This is a genomic window from Pollutimonas sp. M17, from assembly GCF_025836975.1.
Taxonomy (GTDB): domain Bacteria; phylum Pseudomonadota; class Gammaproteobacteria; order Burkholderiales; family Burkholderiaceae_B.
In genome coordinates this window covers 3,739,389-3,751,840 of sequence record NZ_CP107548.1, presented here as the reverse complement: position 1 = coordinate 3,751,840, position 12,452 = coordinate 3,739,389, and the positions used below count along the sequence as shown (strand labels likewise).

12 protein-coding genes are annotated in these 12,452 nt (G+C 63.3%); 3 read left to right on the top strand and 9 right to left on the bottom strand.

All coding sequences use genetic code 11. The annotated features are described in order from the left end of the window. Positions 1–31: 31 nt before the first annotated feature. Together OEG81_RS17535 and OEG81_RS17530 are read right to left on the bottom strand one after the other, a co-directional pair. On the bottom strand, positions 32–997 hold the full coding sequence (locus tag OEG81_RS17535) for a Bug family tripartite tricarboxylate transporter substrate binding protein (RefSeq protein WP_264130553.1): 966 nt from the start codon (positions 995–997) through the stop codon (positions 32–34). Between the two features lie 103 nt (positions 998–1,100). Next, positions 1,101–2,000: a LysR family transcriptional regulator gene (locus OEG81_RS17530; protein ID WP_264130552.1), complete on the bottom strand. Its 900-nt coding sequence runs from the start codon at positions 1,998–2,000 to the stop codon at positions 1,101–1,103. A 118-nt stretch (positions 2,001–2,118) separates the two neighbouring features. On the opposite strand from OEG81_RS17530, the gene OEG81_RS17525 reads away from it, so the two are divergent. Beyond that, positions 2,119–3,285, top strand: coding sequence for a mandelate racemase/muconate lactonizing enzyme family protein (locus OEG81_RS17525; protein WP_264130551.1), 1,167 nt, complete (start codon positions 2,119–2,121; stop codon positions 3,283–3,285). A gap of 27 nt (positions 3,286–3,312) precedes the next feature. On the opposite strand, the gene OEG81_RS17520 is transcribed toward OEG81_RS17525, so the two are convergent. Further along, positions 3,313–3,891 carry an AAA family ATPase gene (locus tag OEG81_RS17520; protein ID WP_264130550.1) on the bottom strand — a complete coding sequence of 193 codons (579 nt, stop codon included), beginning with the start codon at positions 3,889–3,891 and terminating at the stop codon, positions 3,313–3,315. A gap of 186 nt (positions 3,892–4,077) precedes the next feature. On the opposite strand from OEG81_RS17520, the gene OEG81_RS17515 reads away from it, so the two are divergent. Beyond that, positions 4,078–4,815 carry an IclR family transcriptional regulator gene (locus OEG81_RS17515; protein WP_264130549.1) on the top strand — a complete coding sequence of 246 codons (738 nt, stop codon included), beginning with the start codon at positions 4,078–4,080 and terminating at the stop codon, positions 4,813–4,815. 18 nt (positions 4,816–4,833) lie between these two features. Here OEG81_RS17515 and OEG81_RS17510 read toward each other — a convergent pair whose 3' ends face one another. From OEG81_RS17510 to OEG81_RS17485, 6 genes are all read right to left on the bottom strand, one after another. After that, the gene (locus tag OEG81_RS17510) at positions 4,834–5,979 is read right to left on the bottom strand and encodes a CaiB/BaiF CoA transferase family protein (protein WP_264132649.1); all 1,146 of its coding nucleotides are present in this window, start codon (positions 5,977–5,979) and stop codon (positions 4,834–4,836) included. 119 nt (positions 5,980–6,098) lie between these two features. Further along, complete coding sequence (locus OEG81_RS17505) at positions 6,099–7,022, bottom strand: hydroxymethylglutaryl-CoA lyase (RefSeq protein ID WP_264130548.1); 924 nt, start codon at positions 7,020–7,022, stop codon at positions 6,099–6,101. A 15-nt stretch (positions 7,023–7,037) separates the two neighbouring features. Next, positions 7,038–8,153: an iron-containing alcohol dehydrogenase gene (locus OEG81_RS17500; RefSeq protein ID WP_264130547.1), complete on the bottom strand. Its 1,116-nt coding sequence runs from the start codon at positions 8,151–8,153 to the stop codon at positions 7,038–7,040. A 1-nt stretch (position 8,154) separates the two neighbouring features. After that, positions 8,155–9,615, bottom strand: a complete 1,461-nt coding sequence (locus OEG81_RS17495; RefSeq protein ID WP_264130546.1) for an NAD-dependent succinate-semialdehyde dehydrogenase — start codon at positions 9,613–9,615, stop codon at positions 8,155–8,157. A 24-nt stretch (positions 9,616–9,639) separates the two neighbouring features. Further along, positions 9,640–10,659 (bottom strand): NADP-dependent oxidoreductase, encoded by a 1,020-nt coding sequence (locus tag OEG81_RS17490; protein ID WP_264130545.1) that lies wholly within the window; start codon positions 10,657–10,659, stop codon positions 9,640–9,642. A gap of 3 nt (positions 10,660–10,662) precedes the next feature. Further along, positions 10,663–11,697, bottom strand: a complete 1,035-nt coding sequence (locus OEG81_RS17485; protein WP_264130544.1) for a Bug family tripartite tricarboxylate transporter substrate binding protein — start codon at positions 11,695–11,697, stop codon at positions 10,663–10,665. 245 nt (positions 11,698–11,942) lie between these two features. On the opposite strand from OEG81_RS17485, the gene OEG81_RS17480 reads away from it, so the two are divergent. Continuing rightward, the gene (locus OEG81_RS17480) at positions 11,943–12,308 is read left to right on the top strand and encodes a hypothetical protein (RefSeq protein WP_264130543.1); all 366 of its coding nucleotides are present in this window, start codon (positions 11,943–11,945) and stop codon (positions 12,306–12,308) included. The last annotated feature ends 144 nt before the right edge of the window (positions 12,309–12,452 follow it).

Below are 12,452 nucleotides of genomic sequence, written 5' to 3'. Positions count from 1 at the left end.
AAAGCGCGCGCCGGCGTGGTGATGTCCGATTCTATTGCAAGGAGATATTACCGGCTTTGATGACCTCGCCCCAGCGCGCCAGGTCGCCTTCGATCTGGGCGGCGATGGCTTCCGGGCTCTCGCTGGTCGGCTGCATGCCCAGGTCGGTAATGCGCTTCTTCAGCTCGGGGATCTGCATGGCCTTGTGCAGGGCCGTGCGCATCCTTTCCACTTCCGCTTCGGGGGTGCCGGCGGGGAAGAACAGCCCCATCCAGGTCATGAAGGAAAAGCCGGGCAGATTGGCGGATTCGGCGATGGTCGGAATGTCGGGGAAGGCGGGATGGCGTTTCGGGCTTGCAATGGCAAGCGGGCGCACCTTGCCGGATTCGATATTTCCGCGGGCCTGGGAAACCGCCTGGAACTGGACCTGTACCCGGCCGGCGAGCAGGTCGAGCACCGCGGGCGCCGTGCCCTTGTAGGGGACGTGGGTCATCTCTATGCCGGCCCGCGAGCTGAACAACTGGGTGCCCAGGTGATAGCTGCTGCCTATGCCCGAGGTGGAATAGTTCAGGTCGTTGGGGTGGGCCTTGGCGTAATCGATCAATTCCTGAGTGGTCTTGACCTCTACCGAGGGATGGACCACCAGAATGTTCTCATCCAGGGCAATGAGGTCGACGGGGATGAAGTCCTTGACCGGGTCGAACCTGACCGACGGCATCAGCAGGGGGCCGGTCGACATGGAGCTGCTGCTGGCCAGAAGCATGGTCAGGCCGTCCGGCGCCGAATCGGCGACGAACTGCGTGCCGATGGCCCCTGTGGCGCCTGGCTTGTTGTCAACGATTATGTTCTGGCCCAGGACCTCGGTCAGTCCCTTGGCGGCCAGCCTCGCCACGACATCGTTGGGCCCGCCGGCTGCGAACGGCACGACGATGCGTGCGGTCGGGTGTTCTTGCGCCGAGGCGCCGAAAGCCGCGAAGGCGACCGCGCCTGCCAGTAATAAGGTTCCAAATCGCTTCATGTCTACTCCAGTATTCAAGTTCGAAGTAGGCATTAGACCCGCGCAATTGTAAAATTGTCAACAATAAACAGTTATCAATTCAGCATAGATCGTTCGGATCCGATCACGCGGCGGGGCCCGAAGCAGGCTTGAATTCCTCTGTCAGAAAATCGATGAACACCCTGACCCTGGCGGGCAGGTTCTCCCGATTGGGGTAATACACGAACAGGTCGGCAGGCTCCAGAATGAACTCCGGCAAAATGATTTTCAGGCGCCGGGCCGCCACGTATTTGTTCAGGTCCCATTCAGAGCGGATCATGATGCCGTGTCCTTCCAGGGCCCAGCCCAGAGCGATATCGCCGTCGTTGCTGGACATGGCTCCTCTGACTTTTATGACTTCCGTATGATGCCGATGGGTAAACCGCCAGATGCCATGCGCTTCATCGTTCTGGTTATGGATGATGCAGCGATGGCCCGCCAGGTCGGCCAGGCTTTTCGGCTCGCCGTGCTTCTTCAGGTACCGGGGAGAAGCGCACAGGAACCGGCGATTGCTCAGAAGCCGGCGGGCGACCAGACGCCGATCGGGCAGCGAGCCGAAGCGCACGGCCAGGTCGACATTGTTGGCCACAAGATCCACCGGCCTGTCCGTCACATGCAGGTCCAGTTCTATGTCGGGAAACTTCAAGGCGAACCGGGAGGCCAGCGCCGAAATGCGTCTGCGTCCGAAGCCCAGGCTGGCATTGACGCGCAGCAGGCCCCGAGGCTGTTCGCGGTGCTTGGAAACCGAGTCCTCCATCGCCTTGATGTCGGCCAGTATGCGCGTGGCCTGCGCAAGAAACAGTTCGCCCTCGCTGGTCAGGCTGATGCTGCGCGTGGTCCGGTTGGCCAGCCGCACGCCCAGATGCTCCTCGAGCTGCTTGAGTTTTCGCGTTGCGGCGGGCGGGGTGATGTCCAGGGCTCTGGCCACGGCCGAAAGGTTCTTGTGCCGCGCCAGCAAAACGAAGAATGACAGGGCGGATTCCATATCTTGTTAAATAAATGAATGGTGAATTGATTATAAGTAAATAATGCCATGCGCAGGCTTCGTTATCCTTTGCGCAGGGCGGGCACGGGTCCGCATCCACACATCTGGAATACGCATCATGAAGATCCTGGAAATCCGCGAAGCAACCCTGCCTATCAGTTCATCCATCCGTAACGCTTATATCGATTTCAGCAAGATGACGCTGAGCCTGGTGGCCGTGATGACGGACGTCATCAGGGACGGCAGGCCGGTCGTCGGCTACGGCTTCAATTCGAATGGGCGCTATGGCCAGGGCAACCTGATGCGCGAGCGGTTCATTCCGCGCATCCTGGAAGCCGATCCGGCAAGCCTGGTGAACGACGCCGGCGACAACCTGGACCCGCACAAGCTCTGGGACTGCATGTACACCAACGAGAAGCCCGGCGGCCACGGCGAGCGCTCGGTGGCCATCGGCACGATAGACATGGCGGTCTGGGACGCGGTGGCGAAGATCGCCAACAAGCCATTGTTCCAGCACCTGGCGGACGAGTACGGCGATGGCCGGCCGAACCGCAAGGTCTTCGTCTATGCCGCCGGCGGTTATTACTATCCGGGACAGGATCACGGCAAGCTGAAGGATGAAATGCGCAGCTACCTGGATCGCGGCTATACGGTGGTGAAAAAGAAAATCGGAGGCGCATCGCTGGACGAGGACTTGCGGCGCATCGACTCCATCCTCAGCGTGCTGCAGGACGGTCAGCGGCTATGCGTGGACGCCAATGGCCGCTTCGATCTGGACACCGCCATTGCCTATGCCAAGGCCTTGTCGCAGTACGATCTGTTCTGGTACGAAGAGCCGGGCGACCCGCTGGATTTCGAACTTCAGGCCACGCTGCGCGGCTATTACAAGAATCCCATGGCGACGGGCGAAAACCTGTTCTCCATGCAGGATGCGCGGAATCTGATCCGCTACGGCGGCATGCGCGCGGACCGGGACTGGCTGCAATTCGACTGCGCTCTCAGCTACGGTCTGGTTGAGTATCTGCGCACGCTGGAGATGCTGCGCGACCACGGCTGGTCGCCCAGCCGCTGCATCCCTCACGGTGGACACCAGATGTCCTTGAACATTGCCGCCGGGCTGGGGCTGGGGGGCAATGAGTCCTATCCGGATTTGTTCCAGCCTTTCGGCGGCTTCCCCGATGGCGTCAAGGTCGAGAACAGCTACATCACCATGCCCGATCTGGTCGGAATCGGCTTCGAAGGCAAGGCCGATCTGTACAGCCAGATGCAGCAGCTGTCTTCGTAGAACCTGGCGCAGGGCGCGCCGCGGACTTTACCGCAACAGCGCCTCCAGCGCCTCCAGTTGCCGGACCAGCGGCACGCTGGCGTCCAGTATGGGCACGCGCCCGTCCTGCACCGCCGTGGGCCGCTTCAGTGCTTCGACATAGCGTTCCCAATGCGCCAGTTTCCATGCGTCGCGCGGATCGGCCCGCTTCGCGATGCGATCCCTGCGAACGTCCAGAGGCAGTTCCAGCCAGACATGGCGCAGCTGCGTGTCCGGCGGCAGGCCCAGGCGCTGGGTGGAAAACAAGGCTTCGGACGCCTGCTCCCGGCTCCAGGGGCCGGGAAAGGCCACGTTGAGGCCCAGCTCCAGCTGATCCCTGGCGATGCGCAGCGTGCTGGCGTATTCCAGGTCGCGGACCTTGTCCTTGAACAGCGGGCTGTCCCGGTCATTGGGGTCCGTCCCCAGTGTTTCCAGGAAAGGTCCCGACCAGCATTCGCTGACCACGTCCTTGTCCAGCACGCACCAGGCGCGCCCTTCTTCTTGCTGCCGCTGGATGAAATGACGGGTCAGGAAGGATTTGCCGGTTCCGGCATGGCCCAGGACGAAAAGGGCGATAGGTTTGGTCAATGTAGGCACCAGTGTGTGTTGCGCCCGCGCGATCCGCGCGGCGTTCAAATCCGAGTTTACCGTCTACGCATCAAAGACGTTAAAGAGGGCGATGCCTGCTGGTATCATGCTCGATTGAATCCAGGGGCGGCATATTGCGCACCTGTTTGCGGTCGGCATTGAGTTTTACGGCGGGGGATGGTCAGGGTGCCAAAAAAAGCAATTACTCTTTCTGTGGCAGACGCGAATCCGGCACCGGGCGGCGTGGCCGCCGTCGATCGGGCGATGTCCTTGCTGTCGGCATTCAGGCCCGGAGACACCGAGCTGACGCTGATCGAGCTTTCCCAGCGTTCCGGACTGTATAAAAGCACGATCCTGCGTTTGCTGGCGTCGCTGGAGCATGCCGGGCTGATGCAGCGCAAAGCCGATGGACGCTACGCCCTGGGTTACGAGGTGGCCCGCTTGAATGCCATCTACGCCGCTTCCTTTTCGCTGGGCAGCGTCGTCATGCCGGTCCTGCGCGAGCTGGTGGCCGCCACGCGCGAAAGCGCGGCCTTCCATATCGTGCAAGGCAAGCATCGGATTTGCGTGCATCGTGTCGACTCCCCGCAGGCCATACGCTATCACACCAGCGAAGGCGACGTCCTGCCGCTGGATCGCGGCTCGGGCGGGCGCGTGCTCAGCGCTTTCCTGGGGGCGGAGGGCAAGCTTTACGATCAGATCCGACGCGACGGCTTCATCGTCCTGAAGGGCGACCGCCTGCCCGAGTTGTCGGGCGTGTCGGCGGTGGTCTGCAATGATCGCAAGGAGCTGGTCGGCGCGGTCACGCTGACCATGCCTACGTCCAGGCTGAAGGCGGATTTCCCCGAAGCGGTAAAGGCCGCCGCCGACAGGATTACCGTCTTGCTGGGCGGCCAGGAACGATTCGGCTCCGCGGGGAACTAGGGGCCGGCCGCCGGCCCCCTAGCTGACGGGGCCCAGTATTCCCTTTTCCTGAAGCGCGCGGATCTGCGCCGCATCGATGTTCAATCCGGCCAGCAGTTGTCGGGCGTGCTCGCCGATTTCGGGGGGATCCAGTCGGACTCCCAGTCGCCGTTCATCCAGGGTGAAGGGCAGCAAGGGCGTCTTGGCGTCCGCGCCCTGCCGCCCGTCCGTCAGTTTGATGTCGGCGAGGCCGCCGGTCTCGAGCAAGTGGGCGTCGTGAAGCAGGTCTTGGGGTTTGCCTATCGGCGCGTATGGCAGGCCGTTGGACTCGAACAGGCGTTCGATCTCGGCCACGGTGTAGCCGCCCAGTCGCTCGCGCAGCAGCGGCATGAGCCATGGCCTTGCGGCCACGCGGCTGTTGTTGGTGTCCAGGCGCGCGTCGCCGGCCAGGTCGTCGAAGCCGAAAACCTGGCAGAACGTTTTCCATTGCGTATCCGATACCACGGCCAGGAAAATCTGCGCCTCGTCCTTGACGGTGAATACATCGTAGATGGCCCAGGCCGAGATGCGGCTGGGCATGGGCGCGGCCGCCTGGCCGGTCACCGCGTATTGCAGCATGTGGTGCCCGACCAGGAAGACATTGTTCTCGAACAGCGCCGAGCATACCTCCTGGCCGACGCCGGTACGGGTTCTTTCCCAAAGGGCGACGATGGCGCCCAGGGCGCCGAAGACGCCGCCCATGATGTCGTTGACGGCGGCGCCGGCGCGCAGCGGCCGGCCCTCGGGACCGGTCATGTAGGCCAGCCCGCCCATCATCTGGACCACTTCATCGAGCGCGGTGCGGTGGTCGTAGGGGCCGGGCAGGAAGCCTTTGTGGGACACATACACCAGGCCGGGATTGAGCTTCTTCAGGCTTGGGTAGTCGAACCCCAGCTTGGCCATGGCGCCCGCCTTGAAGTTCTCGGTGACCACATCGGCCGTGCCGATCAGCTTGAGGACCAGCGCGCGCCCCTCGGCGCTCTTCAGATCGACGGGCAGGCTCTTCTTGTTCCGGTTGAACATGGGGAAGAAGCCGGCGCCCGAGCCCTTCAGCTTGCGGGTGTTGTCGCCGTCTATCGGCTCGATCTTGATGACCTCGGCGCCCAGGTCGCCCAGGACCATGCCACAGGTCGGTCCCATGACCATGTGCGAGAACTCGACGACCCGGATGCCTTCGAACGGCAAACGCGCCTGGCCGGGCGTGCCGGCACCTTCGCGGCTGTCGGCGATGTTGTCGGGGGAAGTGGACGTATTCTGATTCATGTTCAAGCCTTGGCGCGTGGCGAAAAATTCTTGGGGATTCCCGCTGCGGCGGTATAGCCATACAGTGTTTCGTCCGGCAGGGCGCCGGCCAGTATGTCACGCGCGGCGAGCAGCTTGTCCAGGTCGATGCCCGTGTCGTAGCCCATGGCTTCCAGCATGAACACCAGGTCTTCCGTGACGATGTTGCCGGTCGCGCCGGGCGCGTAGGGGCAGCCGCCGATGCCGGCCTGGCTGGAGTCGAAGGTTTTGACGTCCACCTCCAGCGCGGCCACGACATTGGCCAGCCCCAGGCCCATGGTGTTGTGCAGATGCGCGCCGCCCGCCTTGTCGCCCAGCTCCTGCTGCAAGCGGCGGAACAGCCGGCGGATCTGGGTGGGGTTCGCATAGCCGGAGGTATCCGACAAGCCCACTTCATCGACGCCGCAGCGCGCAACGGTTTCCGCAATGCGCATCACCTCGTCGTCGCTGATCGCGCCGGCGAGGGTGCAGCCGAACGCCGTGGACAGGCCGGCCTCGATGGCGACGCCGGGATAGAGCCGGTTGCGCAGCTCGACGACCTGCCGGACTTCTTCAATGATCTGCGCGTGCGTCTTGCGCACATTGGCCAGCGAATGCGCCTCGCTGACCGATACCGGCATCGTGACTTTATGCGCGCCCGCCTCGAACGCCGCTTGCGCGCCTTTCAGATTGGGAGCCAGGCAAGCGACGTGCAGGTCGGGAATGCCGCGGGCGAACCGCACAAGCTCGGCGGCGTCGGCCATCTGCGGCAGAAGCCTGGCCGGGACGAAGGAGGCGACTTCGATCTCCTTCAGGCCCGCGTCGGCCAGAGCGGCGATCCACCGGCATTTCGCGGCGGTCGGCATGATGCTCTTGATGCTTTGCAGGCCGTCGCGCGGGGCGACTTCACTGATCAATAACTGAGTCATTCGGCTAGGATCCGTTCAATAGGCAGACTGCAGGATCGCGTCGTAATCGGCTTTATCCAGCGGCCGGGGATTGGTCTTGTGCGCATTGTCTTCCAGCGCGGCCGCGGCGATGCCGTCCAAGGCCGATTCCGGCACGCCCAGGTCGCGCAATCGGGCGGGTATGCCGATGCGGGCGGTCAGCTGGGCCATGGCCTGGGGCAACTGGCGCTCGTCCGCCAGCCCCGCTTGCTGCGCCATGCGCGCCATCTTGCCGTCCAAAGCCTCCTGGTTGTAGGCCAGCACATGCGGCAGAAGAATGGCGTTCAGTGTTCCATGGTGGTGCCCCAAGGCGCCCAGCGGGTGCGACAGCGCATGCACCGCGCCCATCCCTTTCTGGAAGCACATGGCGCCTTCCACCGACCCCATCATCATGTTCCAGCGCGCATGCCGGTCTTGCCCGTTGGCGACGGCGCGTTCGATGTGGTCGAAAATGCGTTTCATGCCGTCCAGGGCGATGGCGTCGGCGGGCGGGTTGATGGTCGGAGAGCAGAAGGTTTCAATGCAATGCGCCAGGGCGTCCATGCCGGTGGTGGCTGTTATGGACGGTGGCAGCGCAAAGGTCAGTTCGGGGTCGCAGATCGCCATGGTGACGATTTCCGGGCAGCGCACGCCCGCTTTGATCCCGTTGTCGAACACGATGACCGCGGACCTGCCCACTTCGCTGCCGGTTCCGGCGGTGGTGGGCATCAGGATCAATGGAGGCGGGTTGCGGATGTCCCGCGGCTCGGCGTGCCGGTTGCAATAGCTCCATAGCGGAGGCTCGTTCGTTGCAAGAATGGCCACCGCCTTGGCCAGGTCCAGGGCGGCCCCGCCGCCTATCCCCACGACGCCGTCGCAGGCATTGGCCTTGTAGCTGGCGGCCCCGGCAATGGCGGCCGCCTCGGTGGGGTTGACGGGAACGTCGGTGAACACCGGCAGCGAGGCCGCGTCGGCAATGGCTTCGATCGCCTGGGCGAACACGCCGGCGGCCATGACACCCTTGTCCGTGATGAGCAATGGGCGCTTGATGCCGGCCTGGGCCAGCACAGAGGGCAGTGCCCTGCGCGCGCCGTCGCCGAACCGGACGGCGGTTCCGAATGAAAGATTGATCATGTCAGGCTGCCCCGGAAGGTTGAAGATCGTCGCCGGCGATGCGCTGCGTGACGGACTTGGTGACGAGGTAGGCATCCAGCCCCTCCACACCGCCTTCGGAGCCATAGCCGCTTTCCTTGACGCCGCCGAAAGGCGATGCGGGAGTCGACACGGTGAAGTAGTTGACGGCGACCATGCCCGCTTCGATGGCATTGCTCATGGCCGATGCGCGGGCCAGCGAGCGGGTCATGACGTAGGCGGCCAGGCCGAAGGGCAGGGCGTTTGCATGTTGAATGGCTTCTTCGATGGTATCGAAGGAGGCAATGGGGACGACCGGACCGAAGGGCTCCTCGCTCATGATGCGCGCTGTTTCGGGCACGTTGGACAAAACGGTGGGCGGATAGAAATTGCCGGGCCCTTCGCCTGGCGCACCGCCGCATTCGAGGCGGGCGCCGTGCCCGATGGCGTCGTCCACCAGTTCCTCCATGGCTTGCACGCGCCGGCTGTTGGCCAGCGGCCCCATTTGCGACGAAGCATCCATGCCGTCGCCGACCCGCAGCGACCGGGCCGCTTCGGCGAAGGCCGCGACGAATTCCTTGTAGACGCCCGCTTGCACGTAGAAGCGGGTGGGGCTGGTGCAGACCTGGCCCGCATTGCGGAACTTGGAGGCAGCCGCCTGCTGCGCCGCCTTGACGGGGTCCACGTCGTCGAACACGATGACGGGGGCGTGGCCGCCCAGTTCCATGGTCGAGCGCTTGACGCCTTTGGCGGCCAGCTCCAGCAGTTCTTTGCCGACAGCGGTGGAGCCGGTGAAGGAAATCTTGCGGATCACCGGCGATGCGATGAGGTAAGGAGACACATGGCGCGACTTGCCGTACACCAGATTGAGCACGCCGTCGGGAACGCCGGCGTCGATGAAAGCCTGGACGATCTCGCGCGCGGTAAAGGGCGTTTCCTCGGACGGCTTCAGGATCAGCGAGCAGCCGGCCGCCAGCGCGCCGGCGATTTTTCGCGCCGGGGTCAGTGCCGGAAAATTCCACGGACAGAAGCTGGCGACGGGGCCTATGGGTTCGCGCCGCACCGTCTGCTCGACGTCGGCGCTGCGGGGAACCAGCAAGCGGCCGTAGGCGCGGGTGGCCTCCTGCGCCATCCATTCGGTGTTGTCGGCGGATGTGGCCACTTCGCCCATGGCTTCGGCCAGGGGCTTGCCCTGTTCCAGGGTCATGATCCGGCCTATGCTTTCCTTGCGCGCCCGGATCAGCCTGGCCGCGTCCTGCAGGATGCGGCCGCGCTCATAGGCGGAAGTGTTTTTCCATTTCTGGAAGCCTTCCGCCGCGGCCTGCAAGGCCGCATCCAGGCCCGCCGTATCGATGATGTCGACCTGGCCGATGACCTGCCCGTTGGCAGGGTTGTAAACCGGCGAGGCGGTCAATTCGCCGGGCAGGTAGTGCCGGCCCGCTATGAATGAGTGAGCGTGTTCCATTCTGTAATCCGTGAGAGGGGCGGTTCAGGCGTCGGGGCGTAGGCGCACCAGTTGCTTGCCTATGTTTGATCCGTTGAGCATGTCGATGAAGGCCTGCGGCGCATTTTCCAGGCCATCGGTGATCGATTCCCGGTACTTCAGCTTGCCCGATGCATAGGCCTGCGCCAGGCTTTTGCTTGCGGCGGGCCACAGGTCCTTGTGGTCCGACAGCACGAAGCCCCGCAGGGTCACCCGGCGATTGAAGAGTTCGCGATAGTTCTTGATGCCATAAGGCTCGGTGGCGTTGTATTGGGATACCAGCCCGCACAGGGGAATGCGGGCGAAGTTGTTCAGCAGGGGCAGGACCATGTCGACGATGGGGCCGCCGACGTTGTCGTAATAGATGTCCACGCCTTCCGGCACCGCTTGCGCCAGGTCGCGTTCGAAGGTGGGCGATTTGTAGTCGACGCAATCGTCGAAATTGAATTCATTGCGCACAATTTCGCATTTGCGCGCGCCGCCCGCGATGCCCACCACCCGGCAGCCTTCCAGCTTGGCCAATTGGCCGACCACACTGCCGACGGCGCCGGACGCCGCGGAAACCACAACGGTTTCGCCGGCTTTCGGCTTGCCGAATTCCATCAGGCCCACCCAGGCGGTGATGCCCGTCGAGCCCAGCGAGCCCAGGTAGGCCGTGGGAGGGGCTACCTGGGCGTCGATTTTCTGCAGATCGCCGGCATTCGCCAGGCTGTAGTCCTGCCAGCCCAGGCGGCCGACGACCCAGTCGCCGGGCTCGAATCCGGCGATCCCGCTCGCGACGATCTTCCCCACCGTGCGGCCCACCAGCACGTCGCCCAATTGCATGACGGCGGTATAGGAGTCCTTTTCTTCCATGCGCATGCGGATGTACGGATCCACCGACAGGTAGTGGTTATGCACCAGCGCCTGGTTCGGCCCCGGCTGCTCCAGGGGGATGTGCTCCAGCTGGAAGCAATCGACCGTGGGCATGCCGTTGGGGCGCTTGGAGAAAACGATGCGGCGGTTCAGATCGGCGGTTGACGGCATGGCTTAACCTATGGAGATGTTGGCGTCTGTGATGAGCTTGGCCAGCAGTTTGCGCTGCTGGTTCAGCCAGGTCGAGAACTCTTGGGGCGAGTTGGCGACCAGCACGGCGGCCGACGGCGCGATGGCCTTGATGAGTTCCGGATCCTTGGCGGCTTGCGCGGTGGCCTCGTAGACACGCTCGATGACGTTGGCCGGGGTTCCGGCAGGCGCGAAATAGCCGAACCAGTCGTCCATATCGTACCCCGCATAGCCCTGTTCGGCGATGGTCGGAATGTCCGGGTACTCGGGGCTGCGCTCCAGGCTGGTGACGCCCAGGATACGGGTTTTTCCGGCTTCAGCGCCGCCGCGCGCAGTGGACAGCGTGATGAGCGCCGAATCGATTTGACCGCCCATCAGGTCGCGTCCCGCGTCGGCGCCGCCGCGGTATGGCGTATGGATCAGCTTGATTCCCGAAAGCTCCTGGAAACGCATCAAGGCCAGGTGGGCCATCGCGCCGGACGGGGGCGTGCCGCAGGAGACGGAATTCGGATGCGCCTTGGCGTATTCCACGAATTCCTTCAGGTTCTTCGCGGGGAAGTCCTGGCGCACCGCGATGACTTGAGGCACGCGCACCGCCATGGTGATGGGCGTAAACGACTCTTCGTAATCGAACTTCAGGTTCTTGATCAGCAACTGATTGGTGAGCTGGTTGGCCGCGTCCCAGATAAGGGTGTAGCCGTCCTTCGGCGCTTGCAGCACGGCCAGCGCGGCTACCACCGCATTTCCCCCGGTGCGGTTCTCAATGACCAGCGATTGCCCGAGTATCTCCGCGACTTTGGCGCCCACCGTGCGCGCCGAGGTGTCGGCGGCGCCGCCGGCCGAGAAGGGCACGACAACACGTACTGCGCGGCTGGGCCAGCTTTCCTGCGCATAGACGGATCCCGCATGCCCAAGCAAGGGGGCGGCCAATGTGGCCAGACCGGCCTTGAGTATGTTTCGACGGCCGGGCGCCGCGATTGCGGTTGAAGCCGCGCGTAAAGAATCCTTGTTGCTAGCCATGTGTTGTCTCCAGTGGGGGAAGGTTAACGTTCTTTCCTATAGAACGATGTTCTATTATTGTATCGATATTTGTTTTTGGGTGTCAATCTGAGGCCCTGCGGGCCTGTCCGCAGCTTCGGCTTCCATCATGGCCGCCCTTCGCCTCCTGCCAACAATGGCTCTTTCGAGCCATATTCAGCGGCCGGAGTCCCGACTACACTGCGGCAACTGTCAGCCTTCGCCGATAGAATCTCAAGGAGCAAGACATGGTATTGGCTTTATCACAGGAAACAACGGAAACGCTGCGGCAAATCGTTTCGTCCGACGACAGTGTGCGGCGTCACCTGCAAGCCGCGACCAGCGTGGAGGAGTTTGCCGGCATCCTGGCCGCGGCCGCGCGGCAAAAAGATATCGTGCTCGACAAGGCCCAGCTTGCCGCCGGGCTGGATATGACGATTCGGAACATGAAAAACCAGGGCCAGGATAGGGAACTGAGCGATCAGGAGCTCGAGGGCATGGCCAGCGGCGGCATTTGGCCCATGGTCATATTTACCTTCGGCTTGATGGAGATGGCGGTATCCCTATTCCCTGGCAATGATGGCCAACCTGCGGGAGGCGAGCGCCGCGGCTAGCTTCGCTGATTGCCAACGCCTCCGCTCTCCGGGACAGCGCCGGGAAAATCCGTGCATATTTGCATCGGACGGCGCTGATTTTCATACAAGAAACTCGTCGCCAAGAGTAATATTGCGCAATTTCGACAGGCCCGCTTTCCGCAC